Below are 17,138 nucleotides of genomic sequence, written 5' to 3' on the forward strand. Positions count from 1 at the left end.
TGTCACATGACACAATACACACTTTTAATGGGTAGCTACATTCAAGGAATTACCATTGGCCAGTTTGATTCCATTACGGGAACCCTCACGGCCGTTCATCAGGCCCAATCCATTGCGGAGCCGACTTACCTCGACACCGATCCTCAAAATCACGTTTACGCAATTCAGCAGTCCGGTAACCGCAGCGGACTCGCAAGCTTTCAGCTTCAGCCTGACCATCAACTCACCCCACTTGATCAGCAGTTGAATTGGAGTGCCGCTCCGGTTCACGTCAATGCGCTAACCTCCCACCCCTTAGTCTTTCTTAGCAACTATCGCACCGGTGTCGCCCAGATTTACCAACGAGATGCTGCTGGCCACTTACATTTGACTGACCATTTTCAAAACACGGGACACGGCGTCTTGCCACAGCAAACTAGCTCCCACGTACACTTCATGGCCCTCACTCCCGACCAGCGACTAGTGGTTCTCGACTTAGGAACGGATGAACTCATCGTCTTTAACCTAGACCTAACGACCGGTCGGCTTAAAAGTCGTCAGGCGACCTTCCACTTTCGTCCCGGTTTCGGTCCCCGTCACCTTCTTTTTCAGGGCACCACGGCCTTGGTCCTGGGTGAGCTGGCCAGTGAGGTCGCCGTTTTAAGCTACAACACTGTTTCTGGAAGCTTTCAACAGCGACAACTCATCTCGACGTTACCCGACGAGTGGGTCGGCAATAATGGGGGTGGCGGCATTCATCTAGCCCCTAGCGGCCACTACCTCTATGTTTCCAATCGCGGACACAACTCCATTGTGACCTACCGCGTACTTTCCCGAACGGACGGTGCTTACTTAGAAAAATGCCAGACCATTGCCAGCGGTGGTGATTTTCCACGCGACTTTTGTCTGAGTCCTGACGGTCGGTTTCTTCTCGTTGGCCATCAAAAGACAAACGATGTCACCATTTTCAAAGTCGACGGCACAACGGGACAGTTGACGCGCCACAATCAGGTAACAGATATTTTGGCACCGGTCTGTCTCAAAATGATTTAATAGCGTTCATCACATAATTGAAATCGGTTACATTTTTATGGTATACTCCTCGCTGCTTAAAAGACGAAAAACTTAGGGGGCATTATCATGCAAATTCAATATGATTTTTCTGATAAACGCGTCATCATCACCGGTGGAGCCGGGGGCATTGGCTTCGGCATGGCCACCGCCTTCGTTAAAGCCGGCGCCAGCGTCCTCATCGTCGACATCAACGATGAGGCCCTACAACGGGCTCAAGACCAGCTAACGGCCTTAAACGCCGGACGGGTCGTCACCTTAAAGACGGACATCGCCACCAAGGAAAACGATCAGCACATCATCGACACCGCCGTTCACGAATTTGGCGGTCTCAACGTCCTGATCAACAACGCCCACGCCTCGCACCAGAAGCCGTTCGTCCAACTAACGGACGAAGATCTGGCCCTGTCCCTCAACACGGGCTTCTACCCGACCTGGCACCTGATGCAGCTGGCCTACCCGCACCTGAAACAAACGCAGGGAGCGGTCATCAACTTCGCCTCCGGGGCCGGCATCAACGGGCAACCGACGCAGGCCGCCTACGCCGCCGCGAAGGAAGCCATCCGGGGGCTCTCCCGGGTCGCCGCGAACGAATGGGCGGCGGATAACATCCGGGTCAACCTGATCTCCCCCATCGCCGAAACGGCGGGGGTCAAGCAGTGGAAACAGGCCGCACCGGACCAATACGCGGCCATGGTCAACAAGATTCCGCTCCACCGGCTGGGTGATCCGGAAAAGGACATCGGCGCCGTGGCCCTCTTCCTGGCCAGCGACGCCAGCAGCTACATCACCGGTCAGACCTTCATGGTCGACGGCGGGGATATCAAATTACGGTAACACTGATAAGTCCGGGCTGAAGTCCCGGGCTTTTTTTGATGACCAGTTGACGCTATTTTCTAAAAATACCGCCAACTTTTTAGCCCAAAAGAAAACAGGCCAACCGAAGTTGACCTGTTTCCCCGCTTGATAGACTACAAGAGACTGTAGTCATGTAATCATCATGATTACCAAATTTTAAATGACCCAGTCGAAAGTTTCGACTTCAGATTATTTCGCTCGTGGCGAAAGGACCCGCTCCGTTGGCAGGTCATGCGGTGCTGGTTGCGCATTCTGCGTCAATGATTGGTGGCTCGTGACCACCCACGACACCCCACTGACGACTGCCAGTAGGACGATTGCCGTGCCCAGACCGAGAATGATGCGTTTTAAATTCAAATCGTCACCTCGTTTTTTTCCGTCCATCGGTTAACTAATGGAGATTAGTCTAACGAATTCAGGTCACAAAACGATGACAAACTGACCAAATTGCGGTAACAATTGCTTAACACTGATTATTACCATATTTGTTTAAGTTTACGCAACTTTCGGTGATTCATCAAGTAAAATTCAAAATATTCTCAGAAGCGAGGAGTTATTCCGCTGATTTGGCAAAACTTTAGTATAATGAAGGGTGAGTAGCAAGTAGGATTATCATTTGGAGGGATATTATGAGTCAAGAACAAGAATTAAGTAGTCTGGCTGAAGCAATCATCGCCTACCAAAAGAAATACGATAAGACCGATGGCGAGATGGCCTTTGGTTCTCGCATGACGGTCGAGAAGTTCCACGCCATCAAAACCGGTGAGCTGCAACCCACGAGTGACGAACAAAGTGCCCTCAACAGTTTGATTGCCAAGAAACCTCAATAACGTTAACCAGCAACAAGGCTCCCAGGATTTTTTCCTGGGAGCCTTGTTTTTATCTTGGACAAAATAATCTAGTCACGTTCCGCCCATGCCTGGCGATAAGCCGTGGCCGTGGTGGCGTCAAAGGCCACCAACCGAACCGTCAGCGGCGTGGCGGCGTTGGCCAACCAGTCGGCAATCGTGCGCACCGCGACCCGCGCGGCCGCCGCCAGCGGATAGCCGTAGACCCCGGTGCTCAGCGATGGAAAGTCCACCGTCCGGCACCCGTGCTGGGCCGCCAACGTTAAGCTATTGCGGTAACAGTTGGCTAACAGGTCGGCCTCGCCCCGCTGCCCGCCATGCCAGACGGGGCCGGGCGTGTGAATCACCCATTTAGCGGGCAACTCGAAACCCGGCGTGATCTTCGCCTCACCGGTGGGACAGCCGTTCAACGGCACACAGGCCGCAAACAGCTGGGGACCGGCCGCCCGGTGGATCGCCCCATCGACGCCACCGCCGCCCAACAGGGTGGTGTTGGCCGCGTTCACGATGGCGTCCACGTGACTCTGGGTGATGTCGCCTTGAATCACCTGAAAATTACCCATCGTCCTCACTCCTTCGACCAGGGCCAGTGCCAACGGTGCGTCGGCTTGTTCGGGGTCCCCTCGCGGTCCTGCAGGCGCTTGAGGCCTTCCTTATAGGGGTTCGCCATCAACGCGTTCAGGTTCATCTTGGGCGCCTTCTTCGGCGTCTGCGCGGTGGTCGACGACCGAAATGGCCGCAGGTCGGTTTGACACTGCGGACACTGCTGGTCCTGAGCCGTCACCGGCGCCCCACAGTGGGGACAAAATCGTAAATCCGTTGCCATCACCGTCACCTCCTAGTCGTGTCGGTGTTGCTGATGCTGCTGGTTCCGGGCGACGTTGCGGGCTCGCGTCTGCGCGGCCTGCTTGGCCCCCTCTTCGGCCAGCTTCTTTTTCTTGGCCGCGCGCCGTTCAGCCGCCTCAGCCTTGCGTTGTTCCTGCAGCTTGCGCTTCTCCTGGCTCCGGTAACTGAAGTAGCTCCAGGCCCCTACGGCGATCAACGCCAGGATGATCTGAAACGGGACCAGGACCCAGTTCGGATCCTTGGCTAACATCAGGTCGTACAGAATCAATAAAACTGACATGGCGCCCACCACGGACCCCGTGTCCCGCATCCAGCGCGGTAAATTTTTCCAATGCATCCCAAAAAACTCCTTATGTATCCCGCCGGTCGCCCGGCGGTTTGTTAACGAACGCTACAGGTCACCCTCGACCTTGAGCTGATGCTCCGTCAGGTAGGCGTCCAGGTAGCCAAAGGCAATCTCGTCGACGTCGGCAAGCCGGTAGACCTGGCCCACCTGATCCAACTGACCGTCCTCGATTCCGTGGAAGATGAAGCGCTCCGGCCCCACTTGCTCCGGATAACCGACTTCGCTCTCCCCGTCGTGCAACTTGATGCGCACGATGGTGTGGAAGGCCGCCGCTTGGGTCAGCCGGGCACTGAACTGGTCGTCGGTCGCGTCGAACAGCCGCTCGTCGTTTAGGACCGGCTGAATCGGCTGCTGTTGCGACCGGTTCAACAGGGTGAACAACCGCATGGTCTGCAGGTAGTCCGACTTGAGGATCACCGCGTGCAGCTCCGACAGCCGCATCACGGTGTACCCGCCAAATTGCCCGGTCATGTCGACCAGGCTCAGGATGACCGCGTTGGCCGTCACCGTGTTGACCCGGCCCACGAAGAACAGGTTGTGGTCGTGATTGGCCACTAAGGCCACCAGCCGGTCACTGCCGACCAGTGCCTGCAGCGTGGCCGTCATCTGGTCCGGCCCCGACAAGGTCGTTGTCGGCACGTGCGGCAACTCCTGCAAGCGGGTCGCTGCCAACCCCTGTAGGGTCAGCTCCTGTCCCTGAAACTCGATGACCTCGATGTCGTTCGGATTCAGTTGCCGAACGGGCCGGTCAGTATAATCAAATTTATTTAAAAGTTGCACCGTCACCTGATCCGGTGTGATGCCGGTGACCAGGCCCTCGTAAAAGTGGGGGTCCTGCCGGAGCACCAGCATGATGACCAGGTGGTCCACCCAGGCGTGGCTCAAGACCTGCCGGCGGAGATCCCGCTGCGCATCGAAGTGCATGGTCAGGCCGTCCGCCTGGATGAAGTGCTGGTCTTCCGCCGTTTGGATGCGGAAGGCCATATTATCCAGGTCGTCGCTCGAGAACTCGACCTCGTCGACCACGGCCAGCGCCAAGAACACGGCGCCGTCGGGTAGGCCGTAGTCGTCATAGGTGGCCAGGATCAGGCCATCTTGGCCCACGGCCGTCACGTACCCCGTGTACACGACCTCCTGGTTGGTCTGATAAACGTTGACCAGAATCTGCTGCGCCAGGGCCCGGTTCAAATCATTAACGATGGAATTCATAGATTGGCCCCCTTTTTTCTGCTATTTTGAAAATTCTACCATATAATCACGAAAATAGCTCGCCAGGGCGTTGAAATCCCCCTAAGAAACGGCGGTGCGGAGAAAATCGGCCAGTTGCGGCCCCTGCAGGCCGGCACTCAGGCCCACGAGCAGCTTGATGCGGGCCTTTTGCCCGTTCAGGCCCTGACATAGGTGCAGGCCCATCTTCCGCAGCTCGATGCCGCCGCCCTGGTAGTCGTAAATGTCCTCGGCCACCCCGTTATAGCACCGGGAGACCAGCACGATGGGAATCTGCCGGTCCAGCAACCGCTGAACGCTCGGCAGGGTCTGAGGCGGCAGGTTGCCCGCGCCCAGGCCCTCGATCACGAGCCCGCGGGTCCGGTCGTTCGCCAAGGCATCGAAGAAGGTGCCGTCCATCCCCGCGTAAGCCTTCAGCAGGTACACCCCATCGACCACGTGATCGATGTCACAGGTGGTCTGCTGGATCAGTTGTTGAAAGTAGGTCGGCGTGCCGTGGGCGATCAACCCGATGGGGCCAAAGGTCGGCGTCCGGAACGTCGCCACGTTGGTGGTGTGGGTCTTGGTCACGTAGCGGGCGGTGTGAATCTCGTCGTTCATCACGACCAAGACCCCCTTGTCCCGGGACGCGTCGGCCGCCGCCACCTCGATGGCGGACTGGAAATTGTACAGGCCGTCCGACCCCACCTGATTGGAGGAGCGCATAGCGCCGGTCACCACCACAGGAATCGTGTTGGGCAGCGTCAGGTCCAAGAAGTACGCCGTCTCCTCCAGGGTATCGGTCCCGTGGGTGATGACCACCCCGTCGATGCCCGCCGCCTCGGCCCGGACGATGCGTTGCTGAATCTCGAGCATCCGCGCCGGCGTCACGTGGGGCGACGGCAGGTTGAACAGCTCGTCGGTGATCAGTTGCACCCGGCCCGCCAGAATGGTGGTCTGGGCGGCAATCGGGTTGTGCGCGCTGGGCACGACCTCCCCCTTGTCGTTTTGCGACATCGAAATGGTTCCCCCGGTATGAATCGCCAGAATCTTCTTCATAGCAGCCAACTTCCCCTCTTAAAATTAGTTACCCATATTGTACCCTACTTGCGGTAAAATTTAAGGGAGAGTTTGGAAAGGAGTCGGTGAGGATGCCGCAAAAACCAACCCATGACGGGTACTATAAACCCGGTCCCGAAGTGCACCCCAAGAAGTACAGTTCTTCCGGGGGGCTCGCCAGCTGGGGGCCGTTGATGGCCCTGTTCGCCAGTGGCTGTAAAAAATTGTGGCGGCGCATCAAAAAATAACGGCCGCCCCGCCCCAAAGTGACTTGGCCCGTCGGCACGGGCATGTAACCGTTCTCGACAGTTTGCGGGACGTTTTACCAAATCGTTACATCCCCCGAATCCGGGTTGTTATTTCCCACCGGCCGTGCTAAAGTAAGGACCATTCAAGTTACCTAAAAAAATCGTAATTGCCTATATAATGCCAAAATATGGTTGGCGAGTTTCTACCCAGGGCCGTAAACCCTGGACTATAAGCAAATTGAGGACTGACACTCTTTTTGCCGATGAAAAGAGTTCATCGGCCGAGTGACCACCACCCCCTTTTTGCCAGGGGGTGGTTTTTTGTTGTCCCCCGCCATAGGCCGTTATCCTAAAGGAGGAAGTATCTTGCAGTCCAGTAAGTCCGCAACACCCGTCTCAGCACCGAACCAGGGGCCGTCACTTTCCACGTGGCAGGCCGCCATTCTTGGGTTTCAGCACCTGTTGGCCATGTACTCTGGTGACGTTCTGGTGCCCCTCTTGATTGGGGGCGCGCTGCACTTTAACGCCATGCAGATGGCCTACCTGATCAGCGCGGACATCTTCATGTGTGGGGTGGCGACCTTACTGCAGTTAAAACGGACCCGCTTGACCGGGATCGCCCTGCCCGTGGTCTTGGGGTGTGCGGTCCAGGCCGTGACCCCGCTCTCCGCGATTGGCCGCAACTACGGCGTCGGGACCATGTACGGGGCCATCATCGGAGCCGGCATCTTCGTCTTCCTCAGCGCCGGCTGGTTCTCTAAGATTAAAAATCTGTTTCCGCCGGTCGTTACCGGGTCGTTGATCACCATCATCGGGTTCACCCTGATTCCCGTGGGCTTCCAGGACCTGGGCGGCGGCAACGTGGCGTCGAAGGACTTCGGGAACCTCAAGTTCCTGTTGATCGGCTTTCTGACCATGGCCATCATCCTGGGACTCAACGCGTTTGCCAAGGGCTTCATGAAGTCGCTGGCCATCCTGCTGGGGATCCTGATTGGCACGGTCATCGCGAGCTGGATGGGCATGGTCGACCTGAGCGCCGTCAGCCAGGCCAGCTGGTTCCACATGCCCCAGTTCTTCTACTTCGGGACGCCCAAGTTCGAGTGGTCCTCGATCCTGACCATGATTCTGGTCTCGCTGACCACCATGGTCGAATCCACCGGGGTCTTCTTCGCCTTAGGAGAGATCACCGGCCGGAAGATCGAAGAGGCCGACCTCAAACGCGGCTACCGGGCCGAGGGGATTGCCGTCATCTTAGGCGGGCTCTTCAACACCTTCCCCTACTCGACCTTCTCGGAAAACGTCGGGGTCGTGCAGCTGTCCGGGGTCAAGACGCGTAAGCCCATCTACTTCTCCGCGCTGTTCCTGTTACTGCTGGGGCTGTTACCCAAGATTGGGGCCCTGGCCACGGTGATTCCCGACCCCGTCCTGGGGGGCGCGATGATCGTCATGTTCGGGATGGTCGGGGTCCAAGGGATTCGGATGCTGCAACAGGTCGATTTCAAGGACAACAATAACCTGCTGGTCTCCGCCATTTCGATTGGCCTGGGGTTAGGCGTCACGGTCTACCCGCAGATTTTCCAAGACCTGCCGCAGTCCCTGCAGATCATCATGAACAACGGGGTGGTCATCGGGAGCTTCTCCGCCGTCATCCTGAACGTCATCTTCAACATGCGGCCCGCGGCCAAACCCGCGCAGGCGCAAATCAACAGCGACGCTCAAGCTAAGCACACGGCACACCATGAGTAGAATCTGTTTAGATAGATGATTCCCGCGCTCCACGCCGGCGAGCAAGATGGTCGTGGTGGACCCGATTCTGAAGCCCTGTGAAACCCACACAGGTCTCCAGAACTCGGCCTTGATGTAGGCCGGGAAAGTACCCCGACCAACATCAATTTCACCACGACCATCAAGTCGCCTCTGTTTCGCTCATCCGGGCTGGTGTCCGGCATAAACGGGACAATCTGGCAACGTCACTGCAGGCACCTGATTCTTTACATGCCAAGTCATAATTCTCAATCAATTAGCAAGTTTTCATGGATGCCACTTGCGGTCAGTTTGAACCAGCTCCCCTCCAACAATCTCTAGCTAGTAAGAGTCCGTTCGCGGGCTCTTTTTTGTTTCCCGGTTCCGTTCCCCCAGGTTTCCCGTCGATTTTGACCGAAATTGCGTACGCGGCGGCGCCTGGGTTGGTTTGCGAAAAGAACTCTCGTATAATGGAACCATTCAAGTCTTATGAAGGAGTTTACGCCGCAATGTTAAGTATTCAGCACATTCGCAAGCGTTTTGGGGACGTTCAAGCCCTCAACGACGTCAGCTTCGACGTGCCCGACGGCCAGATACTGGGTCTGATCGGGCAAAACGGAGCTGGTAAATCCACGACCTTTCACAGCATTCTCAACTTTATCACCTATCAAGGCAGCATCACCTGGCAGGACCACGCCTTTACCGCCCAGGACTTCGACCGCATCGGCTACCTTCCCGAGGAGCGCAGCCTGATGGCCAAGCTGACCATCGAGCAGCAGATCGTCTACCTCGCGCGGCTCAAGGGCCAGTCCGCCAAGGTCATCCGGCCGCAAATCGACGACTGGCTGGCCCGCTTCGCCGTTAAGGGGACCCGCAAGAGTAAGATCAGCTCGTTGTCCAAGGGGAACCAGCAGAAGGTCCAGCTGATCTGCACGCTGATCCACCAGCCGGACCTGCTGATTCTCGACGAGCCCTTTAGCGGCCTGGACCCGGTCAACGCCGACCTGCTCAAGCGCGCCATCTTAGACGCCAAACAACGCGGCGCGGCCATCATCTTCTCGAGTCACGACATGGAAAACGTCACCGAGTTGTGCGACCAGCTGGTGATGCTGCGGACCGGCAACGTCGTTTTACACGGGACCCTCCAGGAGGTCCGCAACCAGTTCGGCAAGACCGAGCTGTTCGTGACCACCGATTGGTCGGCCCAACGCTTGGCGAACCTGCCTGGTGTGGCCCAGGTCACGCCCCGGCAACCGGGGCAATTTCGCCTCCATCTGAGCGACCCCGCCGCGGGACCGGCCATCTTCGCCAGCCTGACGAACGGTCACTACATCGAGGAGTTCAGCCAACAGCCGCCGACTCTCGATGAGATTTTCCGGATGAAAGTGGGTGAAGGCCATGCTTAAAACCTGGATTGTTACCGCCGAGACCTATCTGCGGCAGATCAAGTCCTGGAGCTTCTTCTTCATGGTCATCGGCCCCTTCCTGATGTTGGGTCTGACCGTCGGCATCAGCTACGTCAGCGCCAATAGCGCCAGCAGCAGTCAGGAAATCGCCGTGGTCGGCACGAACGCGACGCTGCGGCGCAACTTCATCGCCCAGCACCCGACCGACGTCAACGCCAAGGTCACCACGGTCGCCGCGGCAAAAAAGGCCCTGAAAGCCAACCACCTGGCGGGCTACCTAGTCCTGACCACCCGGCAGCACCAGCTGCGCGCCGACTATCATGGGAACAAGGCCCTGAGTAAGGGCGTGCAGGCCCAGGTCCAAAATTACCTGACCACCACCCAACAGGCGGTCAACGACCAAGACGCCAAGCTCTCGGCCAAGCAACGGGCGCTGCTCCAACGCACGCCGCAGCTGAAGCAGCACATCGCGGCCGGGACCGGGACCGCCAACCTCGCCAAGACCATCTCGTTTTGGCTGATTGTCACCATGATCTACATCATCCTGATCACCTACGCCTCGATCACCGCCCAGGAGATCGCCTCGGAAAAGGGCACCAAGATCATGGAGATCATCTTCTCCAGTACCACCGCCACCAGCTACTTCGTGGGGAAGATCACCGGGATCCTGCTGGTGATCATCACCCAAATCGTGATCTACCTGCTGGGTGGTTGGGCCTTCTACGCCTGGGCGCTAAGTCGGCCCCACCTGCACGCGCTGATTGGCCAGTACCAGGCCCTGATCAACGGTGTCTTGCACAACCTCTTGAACCTGAACCTGGTTTACCTCTTCATCGGGGTGGTGCTCTTCACCCTGCTGGCCGCCTACAGTGGCGCGCTGGTCGCCAAGGCCGAGGACGCCTCCAAGGCCGCCCAGCCGGTGGTCATGCTGGGAATGGTCGGCTTCTTCGCCACCTTCCCGTTCCAGAACAACCTGGACGCGTTGCCGGTGAAGATCATGTCCTATATCCCGTTTCTTTCCTCGTACTTCATGCCGATGCGCATCATCAACGGGACAGTAGGCCTGGGGACCCAGTGGCTGTCGCTGGTCATCGCCCTGGTCACGGTCGCCCTCCTGAGCTGGGGCATCGGCCACCAATACCAGCGGTTGATGCTGCAGACCGACAGTGAAAATATTTGGCAACACCTGTTCCGACGCCACCGCGCGTAGGAACAGCCTGAAAGGAGGACTGAACATGTCCGAACGGTATTATCAGCCCAGCAACGTGGAGGACGCGCTCCGCGAGGTTCAAAAGTTGTTTAACAGCTACCGGAGCGCCCCGCTGACGCAGGAGCTGCTGGACTACCACGAGAATCTGGTCAACCGGCTGACCGGTGACCTGCGTGAGGCGGCTCAGGCGGAACACCGGCCCGACCTGGTCACGGCCACGGCCGAGATGGCCCGGGCTATGCGGGGCTGGACCACGGTCCGGCTGCAGGGTCAGCCCTACGCCGGCCGGCTGCGGCACTTCAAGTTCGTGCCCGACGCGACCGGTCCCAAGTTCAAGCGGCACGTGGTCAAGGATCACGGCTCCGGCACGCACCGGAGTAGTCGCCATTAAAAAAACAAGTCTGAACGACCGCGTGGGCGCCCGTTGGGGGCATCGCGCGGTCATTTTTTTAGTAAAATGACCGGTCTCGTGAAATTTCCGATTAACTTTTGACCTGAAAGTGCTATACTTAATTATGTAATCTTTTTGGGTCCTTAGCTCAGTTGGGAGAGCGCCTGCTTCGCATGCAGGAGGTCGTCGGTTCAAATCCGGTAGGATCCATTTTTGTGTATCTAGGGGTAAAAATAAGTGGTGAAAACGTTGATATAATGGCGTTCTACCTAAGTAGAAAAATCACTGACTGTCATAAAATAACAACCAATAACAACCAATATAACAACCACTTTAGGAAGCACACGCTCGGCAGGGCGATGAAACTGTTAGCTGAAATAGCTGGCAGTTTTTATTTTGCTCTCAGATAATACAAAAAAGCCCCACCCGAACCGTTCGGGCAGAGCTTTGGCTTCTACGTGTGTTAGACGTGGTATTACTATTAAGTTTTTAATGTTGTTGGCTATGCCTTAATTATACTACCCGCAGCCGGGATGACCTAACGAAAAAATCCTAGCGCCGTAGTCATCCCCTGCACTTCTCAGGGTAAATAAAATGCCCTACTCGATCCACTCGGGCAGAGCATTCAACACCACAATGCATAAAGGGTAATATATTAGGAGATTTTAGCAAAGGCTGGAAACACCACATCTATATTATACGGCCTGCTGCGGGGATGTCCTAATTATAGTTACACCCTACTGCAGCAAGCATTTAAGAGGTGTCAGAGGCACCGTAAAGAAAAACCTCAAGGCTACTGGCCAGGCTTAATAATGTGGGTACTACAATTACTCACAGGATTAGCAACACTTTACCAAATAGCTTCAAGGTTCTTCTGAGAACTGACACAGGCGGCTGACAACCGCTTGTGTTCGTGTACCTTAATTTTATCACTGCCACTGCAGGGGTTCAATTGCTGCACCGATAATCATCCCCCACACCGCTGAGGCGTATTCTGCGTACACGTTCGGTATTACCGGCAGAGGCTTTGTTCAGGGGTTACATATCACCTCACCTAGCTGTATCATAGTGGCAGGGAGTGAGTTTATATGAGTGAAAAAGGAAACCGGATATGTTGGGCCATTGCATTGGTGCTCTTTGGATTTAATAGCTGCTATTGGTTATTGCGCGTTCTGGGGATGTTGAAATAATATGAGTAATCTAACACACATTATCACTATTGCTGCACTAGCCATTTCCGTTATCGGACTAGGCTTAGCAGTACGCAACTTAGTTAAGGTGGTACGACATGAATAAGCAAAAGAAAATAGACTACGAAAAGCGCACTGAAATTGCCACTGGTGTTGGTGTAACTCTCATGCTAGTTCTGCTGGTACTACGGTTATTCTAAAATGCCCGGCCATAGATCTATAAGACGCACTAAGGGGGTATCACAATGGAAAGTAAAAAGATAACTGCTTTGCTATATGTGGCTATTGCGGTTAGTTCCCTGTCCCTACTGACAAACCTCTACAATCTAATTTTTAGATAGGTAAACCGGCACTCTGAGGGGGGCACCACAATGAGTAAACGAGCCATGAATACACTAACCGTCATCTGTTTTGCCTTGGCTTTCATCATTTTGGCAGTCAAGGCAATTTTAAAATAGGTCAACCACCAACCATCTTTCTTATTCAGGGGATGGTTTTTAATTTACGCTCAGCAGAGTTACACTACTTGTGTACCACACATATATTAGGGGGTAACTACATGAAAAAGTTAACACACAAATACGCCGCTGCTCTCATGCTGCTAGGAGCAGTTGCAGGGATTGGATTTACTGCGGGGACGACTACAGCAAGTGCTAAAACAGTTAAATCATACCCGTGGAATTATGGGAAAACTAGTAAGTATGCATGGTCAGCACCAAAGGATGACGCTGCACCACTCTACTACACGAATACTAAGAAAAACGGCTATATCTGGAATAAGAGTTTCACCAAAAAATTGCATAATATTAAGAATTATCAATATACCTCTTGGTACGTTAAAAAATCGTTTAAGCGTAACGGAAAAGTGTACTACAAGGTTACCGGTAACAAAGTGTCAGGGTATGTTTGGCATGGCTATGTTGCCCCCGCCATTTCTAAGAAGCTCAGTTCATTCAAGAACGACAGCAGTTATATTAAGTACCTTAATTCAGATAAATCGCAGAAGTTATCGCGGGCTATTCTGAAATATTTCCCTAATGCAAAGATTAGTTTAGATCTTTCTCGCCGTGGAGCGGGTCAATTTGTTGGGAACACGGTTATGACTATGACAGGATATAACGATGTTATTAACTTAACCGCGTTGAGCCATAAGCAAAGGGCAACCAGTTTTACCTATACTGAGAATATTTACAATATCCTTGAAAATCCAGTGGTAAAGACCAATGCGGCTAAAGCCAAAAGTGTGAATGCTGTTCTGGTGAAGAATGGATACACACAGAAAAAAATTTCTGCTTTAATTAATGACGGTTATAAGTTAGGAATTTATATGAATGATGGGACAGGTATTAGTTCTGCCAAAAGTGGCTATCCGTGGAAAATTAACACGTATGCTGGTACCCGAGATAATTATGCATTGTTTTTGGCTAAATAACGCTTAGCCTACCCAGTACCTTATATTTTTTCAAAACTTATTTTTAGAGTGACGAACAATAATGACAATATTAGAGCCCGTCTTGAAACTACTTCCGGTAGGATCCATTTTAGTGTCTTTAGAGATAAATAATAGGCTTCAAAGCGTTGTGATTACGGCGTTTATGATTTACCACATAATTATTGAATATCATTTTATGGCATTCAATGGCATTCAAAATGGCATTCACAGAACAATAAATCAATCAGCGGTGGTAGGGATATTCAACTGTTAGCTTAACGGCTAGCAGTTTTTATTTTACCCATTAGGGCCTATCACAATTGAGATATCTCTCAGTTGTGATATACTAATGGCACAAAAAAAGATTGTACCATTGGATTCACCAAAGCCCTTGACTATTCCAGTAGTCAGGGGCTTTTTTATGGATCAATGTAATTTGCTATAAACGGGTGGGTTAGTTGTCGCCTAATACTACCTATGCCGCCTACGGTCTAACCAGTCCGTAAATAAGGCGATTAGGATGCCAACAACAAGTGGCGCAAAAAGATTTTGAAACACACCCTTCTAAACAATAACGAAACGTGTACCGTGAATAGCACCTCATTCAATCAATCTAGTTTCCTAGTCGTCCTAAACATGATACGTGTACAGGATTTCTTTTCATGCTATAATGACCTTGCGAAAAGGTATTGAAGCATTAGACACATCAAAGGACTCGACTATCGCTAGTAGTCGAGTCCTTTTTTATATTTCTGCTTCATTTCACGAATCCACAAGGTATCCGATAGACGTTTCACCAATCGTCTCTCCGTAACAGGATGGTTCTGCCATGACCCCGTATCCCCAACTACCGGTCGTTAGCATTCCGCCCCCGCTCTTCTCCAGTGGTCACCCGCCGATACCCCCGTTTCGTCAGGCCTTCAATGTAGTACTGATTATAAATGCCAAACAGCACCACGTTCACCATGAGGCCGGCCACTAAACTCATGGATCCAAAAATCACCTGCGTCAGCAACAGCGGCACCCCCCACGCCCAGTCCTTCCGGTACAGAGGGACCAAAGAGCCCCAAAATAACGCCGTCCAACTCTTGCCCACCTTGCACCGTTTCACGTCGCCGGTCGTTGCGTTGCGCATTTCTACATCCATACTGTCCCATCCCCTTAATCGTTCCAGTGACGATAGGTTCATTCTACTGCGTCGTCATTTTCTGGACAATCCTTCACTAAAGCCCTGCCCCTCACTTTCTGAGGTCAACTTGCGTCCTTCAAGATTTGGCAACTGCGCATCCTCATTTTCGCATCATCGCGCCCAAATATGGTAGGCTAAGGCTAACTTCCGCCAGAAAGGACCCTTTCCATGAAGATTATCATTGCCTCCGCTAAAAAGATGGTCGTCGACACCGATACCTTCCCGGTCGCGGCGCTGCCGACCTACCTGGACCAGACGCGCACGGTGCTGGCGCGGCTTCAACAGCTCACCTACGACCAGGCTAAGCAGCTGTGGCACTGTAGCGACCGCCTGGCCCGGCCCAACTATGACTGGTTACAGGAGCTGGACCTGACCCACCACCTCACCCCGGCCCTTCTCAGCTATCGCGGCCTTCAATACCAGTCCATGGCCCCCGACCTCTTCACCGCCCCGGCCCTCGACTACGTCCGCCAAAACCTGCGGATTCTCTCGGGATTCTACGGCATCCTGCGGCCCTTCGACGGTGTCGTCCCGTACCGCCTCGAGATGCAGGCCAAGTTGGCGGTCGCTGGAGCGCCCAACCTGTACGCCTTTTGGGGCGAACAGCTGTACCAGGCCCTCGGCAAGCCCGCCGAGCCCATCATCAACCTGGCCTCCCAGGAGTACGCCAAGGCCATCACCCCCTACCTCGCGCCCCAGCAGCCCTTCATTACCGTCGTCTTCGCCAGCCTGGTCGCCGGAAAACTCAAGACCAAGGCCACGTTGGCCAAGATGGCCCGGGGCGCGATGGTCCGCTACCTGGCCGAGCACCAGGTCACGGACCCGGCCCAGATTGCCGCCTTTGACCACCCGGACTACCGCTTCGCCGCCGACCGCTCCACGTCAACGCGCCTGGTCTTCATTCATCGCGAAGTCACGCCTTAGAGCGCAAAACGGGTCCCCCCCGGAAAATTCTCCGGCGGACCCGTTTTGTCGTTTAATTTAATTTTTCGTTGGCGCCTTAACCGTCACCGGCAACTGCACCTGCGCCATCAGCTGGACCACCCGTGCTTGCCGGGCCGCGGCCGACAGCGTCTGATCCGCGTAGAGGGCCACGACCTGATTGCCGGTCAGGAGGAGCTCGTCATTGTTGGCATCCTCGTTGCTTAAAAACGAGATCTTCAAAAAGATGTCGAGGGTCTTCAAGCTGTCCGGTTGCCCCTCCAATACCGCCTGCACCAGCCGTTGCAAGACCAACTGCAAGTTGCGTTGCCGGTGTTTTTTCGCCTTGTACGCCGTGTAGTACGGCATGAACAACGCCACGCACACCGCCAACAGTTCCGCGCCGGCCTCGGCCCAATCCGCTAACGCCCCAATCTCCATCCCGAATCGCTCCCTTCATGTCAGGAGCTAGTATACACGGGCTGGCGGCCAAACCCGGGGCACCGAAACTTACTTAATCTTGACACCGAACAGACTGAGCACGCTGGCGGCCTGATACGCGTTGAGCACCAGGCCCTTCAACCGGGCCGCGTCGGCATCCACCTCCAGTCGCTCGAACGTGCTGGTCGCCAGGTCCACCCCGGCCAGGTCGCTGCCCCAGAAGCTGGCCTGCTCCAGGTCGCACCGGTCGGCCACGAAGCCCTGGGTGACGGTCACGTCGCGCAACGCCGCCTCCCGCAGGCTGGTCTCCTGGGCGCCACAGGCCGTCAGACGCGCCCCGCTGAGGTTCAGGTAGTCGCCCCGACAGCCCACCAGTTGGGTGTGTTTCCAGGTGCTCCCCAGAAAGTTCGTCCCCAGCAGGTTGCAGGCCTGAAAGGTGCAGCGGTACAGCACCCCGTTGGCCCAGCTGCGATTGGCCAGGTCAAGGTCTTGCAAGGTGCAGTCGAGCCACTCCGTTCCGTCCAGCGCACCCGTAAAGCGGCACCGCTTCAGGGTCACGTCGGTCACTTTGGCGGGCACGCTGGGGACCGTGAATTGGCAGTCCTCGTAGGTTTCATAGGGGTCTAAGTCCGTTAAATCAAGCGTCTGGTGCTGAATCATCTTGCGTCACTCCCGTTTTTTCTTTCGAGTATACCCATTTCCTTGGTCCGTTGCCTGTGACCCTTCTCATCGAGATGACGGCCGAATTCGCCGC

20 protein-coding genes, 1 tRNA gene and 1 riboswitch are annotated in these 17,138 nt (G+C 54.9%); of the genes, 11 read left to right on the plus strand and 10 right to left on the minus strand.

The annotated features are described in order from the left end of the window. The first annotated feature begins 6 nt into the window (after positions 1-6). On the plus strand, positions 7-1,032 hold the full coding sequence (locus FD37_RS10365; RefSeq protein ID WP_056965173.1) for a lactonase family protein: 1,026 nt from the start codon (positions 7-9) through the stop codon (positions 1,030-1,032). An 87-nt stretch (positions 1,033-1,119) separates the two neighbouring features. Continuing rightward, positions 1,120-1,887: an SDR family NAD(P)-dependent oxidoreductase gene (locus FD37_RS10370; protein WP_056965175.1), complete on the plus strand. Its 768-nt coding sequence runs from the start codon at positions 1,120-1,122 to the stop codon at positions 1,885-1,887. Positions 1,888-2,097: 210 nt separating this feature from the next. Here the strand turns inward: FD37_RS10370 and FD37_RS12845 are convergent, their stop codons facing one another. Further along, positions 2,098-2,265, minus strand: coding sequence for a hypothetical protein (locus FD37_RS12845; RefSeq protein ID WP_156153323.1), 168 nt, complete (start codon positions 2,263-2,265; stop codon positions 2,098-2,100). Between the two features lie 272 nt (positions 2,266-2,537). Between FD37_RS12845 and FD37_RS10375 the strand changes: the two genes are divergently transcribed. Then, positions 2,538-2,738, plus strand: coding sequence for an LBP_cg2779 family protein (locus tag FD37_RS10375; RefSeq protein ID WP_045807248.1), 201 nt, complete (start codon positions 2,538-2,540; stop codon positions 2,736-2,738). 68 nt (positions 2,739-2,806) lie between these two features. Here the strand turns inward: FD37_RS10375 and FD37_RS10380 are convergent, their stop codons facing one another. The 5 genes from FD37_RS10380 to FD37_RS10400 all read right to left on the minus strand — a co-directional run bounded on the left by FD37_RS10380 (position 2,807) and on the right by FD37_RS10400 (position 6,213). Further along, positions 2,807-3,319: an O-acetyl-ADP-ribose deacetylase gene (locus tag FD37_RS10380; protein ID WP_056965177.1), complete on the minus strand. Its 513-nt coding sequence runs from the start codon at positions 3,317-3,319 to the stop codon at positions 2,807-2,809. 5 nt (positions 3,320-3,324) lie between these two features. After that, a complete protein-coding gene (locus FD37_RS10385) occupies positions 3,325-3,582 on the minus strand; it encodes a zinc ribbon domain-containing protein (protein ID WP_056965179.1) in 258 nt (85 codons plus the stop codon). 12 nt (positions 3,583-3,594) lie between these two features. After that, a complete protein-coding gene (locus FD37_RS10390; protein WP_045807251.1) occupies positions 3,595-3,939 on the minus strand; it encodes a hypothetical protein in 345 nt (114 codons plus the stop codon). A 54-nt stretch (positions 3,940-3,993) separates the two neighbouring features. Further along, positions 3,994-5,157: a hypothetical protein gene (locus FD37_RS10395; RefSeq protein WP_056965181.1), complete on the minus strand. Its 1,164-nt coding sequence runs from the start codon at positions 5,155-5,157 to the stop codon at positions 3,994-3,996. Between the two features lie 81 nt (positions 5,158-5,238). After that, the gene (locus tag FD37_RS10400) at positions 5,239-6,213 is read right to left on the minus strand and encodes an asparaginase (protein ID WP_045807253.1); all 975 of its coding nucleotides are present in this window, start codon (positions 6,211-6,213) and stop codon (positions 5,239-5,241) included. Between the two features lie 92 nt (positions 6,214-6,305). Between FD37_RS10400 and FD37_RS12850 the strand changes: the two genes are divergently transcribed. The 7 genes from FD37_RS12850 to FD37_RS10430 all read left to right on the plus strand — a co-directional run bounded on the left by FD37_RS12850 (position 6,306) and on the right by FD37_RS10430 (position 13,833). After that, the gene (locus FD37_RS12850; protein WP_156153278.1) at positions 6,306-6,461 is read left to right on the plus strand and encodes a hypothetical protein; all 156 of its coding nucleotides are present in this window, start codon (positions 6,306-6,308) and stop codon (positions 6,459-6,461) included. Positions 6,462-6,612: 151 nt separating this feature from the next. Further along, positions 6,613-6,711: riboswitch (purine riboswitch) on the plus strand. A 116-nt stretch (positions 6,712-6,827) separates the two neighbouring features. Next, the gene (locus FD37_RS10405) at positions 6,828-8,207 is read left to right on the plus strand and encodes a nucleobase:cation symporter-2 family protein (protein WP_056965183.1); all 1,380 of its coding nucleotides are present in this window, start codon (positions 6,828-6,830) and stop codon (positions 8,205-8,207) included. A gap of 506 nt (positions 8,208-8,713) precedes the next feature. After that, the gene (locus FD37_RS10410; protein WP_056965184.1) at positions 8,714-9,610 is read left to right on the plus strand and encodes an ABC transporter ATP-binding protein; all 897 of its coding nucleotides are present in this window, start codon (positions 8,714-8,716) and stop codon (positions 9,608-9,610) included. Next, a complete protein-coding gene (locus FD37_RS10415; RefSeq protein ID WP_056965186.1) occupies positions 9,603-10,820 on the plus strand; it encodes an ABC transporter permease in 1,218 nt (405 codons plus the stop codon). The genes FD37_RS10410 and FD37_RS10415 overlap by 8 nt, the downstream gene beginning before the upstream one ends. Positions 10,821-10,845: 25 nt before the next feature. Next, complete coding sequence (locus FD37_RS10420) at positions 10,846-11,211, plus strand: hypothetical protein (protein ID WP_056965188.1); 366 nt, start codon at positions 10,846-10,848, stop codon at positions 11,209-11,211. Between the two features lie 137 nt (positions 11,212-11,348). Then, positions 11,349-11,421: transfer RNA gene (locus FD37_RS10425), tRNA-Ala, on the plus strand. A gap of 1,539 nt (positions 11,422-12,960) precedes the next feature. Beyond that, positions 12,961-13,833: a hypothetical protein gene (locus FD37_RS10430; RefSeq protein WP_082605179.1), complete on the plus strand. Its 873-nt coding sequence runs from the start codon at positions 12,961-12,963 to the stop codon at positions 13,831-13,833. A 471-nt stretch (positions 13,834-14,304) separates the two neighbouring features. Here FD37_RS10430 and FD37_RS13225 read toward each other — a convergent pair whose 3' ends face one another. Then, positions 14,305-14,391 carry a type I toxin-antitoxin system Fst family toxin gene (locus FD37_RS13225; RefSeq protein ID WP_147007766.1) on the minus strand — a complete coding sequence of 29 codons (87 nt, stop codon included), beginning with the start codon at positions 14,389-14,391 and terminating at the stop codon, positions 14,305-14,307. A gap of 289 nt (positions 14,392-14,680) precedes the next feature. Next, entirely contained in the window at positions 14,681-14,980 is a 300-nt protein-coding gene (locus tag FD37_RS10435) for a hypothetical protein (protein ID WP_056965191.1), read from the minus strand. Positions 14,981-15,190: 210 nt separating this feature from the next. Between FD37_RS10435 and yaaA the strand changes: the two genes are divergently transcribed. Beyond that, entirely contained in the window at positions 15,191-15,946 is a 756-nt protein-coding gene (gene yaaA / locus FD37_RS10440) for a peroxide stress protein YaaA (protein WP_056965193.1), read from the plus strand. 57 nt (positions 15,947-16,003) lie between these two features. Here the strand turns inward: yaaA and FD37_RS10445 are convergent, their stop codons facing one another. Further along, positions 16,004-16,384, minus strand: coding sequence for a hypothetical protein (locus tag FD37_RS10445; RefSeq protein WP_056965195.1), 381 nt, complete (start codon positions 16,382-16,384; stop codon positions 16,004-16,006). Positions 16,385-16,453: 69 nt separating this feature from the next. Next, positions 16,454-17,044: a pentapeptide repeat-containing protein gene (locus tag FD37_RS10450; protein WP_045806421.1), complete on the minus strand. Its 591-nt coding sequence runs from the start codon at positions 17,042-17,044 to the stop codon at positions 16,454-16,456. Positions 17,045-17,138 lie beyond the last annotated feature (94 nt).

Source organism: Levilactobacillus spicheri DSM 15429, from assembly GCF_001435095.1.
In the GTDB taxonomy this organism is placed as follows: Bacteria; Bacillota; Bacilli; order Lactobacillales; family Lactobacillaceae; genus Levilactobacillus; species Levilactobacillus spicheri.

Bases quoted from the DNA above. Each gene is read 5' to 3' on its own strand.
- FD37_RS10365 (WP_056965173.1), top strand. From the start codon at position 7: ATGACACAATACACACTTTTAATGGGTAGCTACATTCAAGGAATTACC.
- FD37_RS10370 (WP_056965175.1), top strand. From the start codon at position 1,120: ATGCAAATTCAATATGATTTTTCTGATAAACGCGTCATCATCACCGGT.
- FD37_RS10375 (WP_045807248.1), top strand. From the start codon at position 2,538: ATGAGTCAAGAACAAGAATTAAGTAGTCTGGCTGAAGCAATCATCGCC.
- FD37_RS10380 (WP_056965177.1), bottom strand. From the start codon at position 3,319: ATGGGTAATTTTCAGGTGATTCAAGGCGACATCACCCAGAGTCACGTG.
- FD37_RS10385 (WP_056965179.1), bottom strand. From the start codon at position 3,582: ATGGCAACGGATTTACGATTTTGTCCCCACTGTGGGGCGCCGGTGACG.
- FD37_RS10390 (WP_045807251.1), bottom strand. From the start codon at position 3,939: ATGCATTGGAAAAATTTACCGCGCTGGATGCGGGACACGGGGTCCGTG.
- FD37_RS10395 (WP_056965181.1), bottom strand. From the start codon at position 5,157: ATGAATTCCATCGTTAATGATTTGAACCGGGCCCTGGCGCAGCAGATT.
- FD37_RS10400 (WP_045807253.1), bottom strand. From the start codon at position 6,213: ATGAAGAAGATTCTGGCGATTCATACCGGGGGAACCATTTCGATGTCG.
- FD37_RS12850 (WP_156153278.1), top strand. From the start codon at position 6,306: ATGCCGCAAAAACCAACCCATGACGGGTACTATAAACCCGGTCCCGAA.
- FD37_RS10410 (WP_056965184.1), top strand. From the start codon at position 8,714: ATGTTAAGTATTCAGCACATTCGCAAGCGTTTTGGGGACGTTCAAGCC.
- FD37_RS10415 (WP_056965186.1), top strand. From the start codon at position 9,603: ATGCTTAAAACCTGGATTGTTACCGCCGAGACCTATCTGCGGCAGATC.
- FD37_RS10420 (WP_056965188.1), top strand. From the start codon at position 10,846: ATGTCCGAACGGTATTATCAGCCCAGCAACGTGGAGGACGCGCTCCGC.
- FD37_RS10430 (WP_082605179.1), top strand. From the start codon at position 12,961: ATGAAAAAGTTAACACACAAATACGCCGCTGCTCTCATGCTGCTAGGA.
- FD37_RS10435 (WP_056965191.1), bottom strand. From the start codon at position 14,980: ATGGATGTAGAAATGCGCAACGCAACGACCGGCGACGTGAAACGGTGC.
- yaaA (WP_056965193.1), top strand. From the start codon at position 15,191: ATGAAGATTATCATTGCCTCCGCTAAAAAGATGGTCGTCGACACCGAT.
- FD37_RS10445 (WP_056965195.1), bottom strand. From the start codon at position 16,384: ATGGAGATTGGGGCGTTAGCGGATTGGGCCGAGGCCGGCGCGGAACTG.
- FD37_RS10450 (WP_045806421.1), bottom strand. From the start codon at position 17,044: ATGATTCAGCACCAGACGCTTGATTTAACGGACTTAGACCCCTATGAA.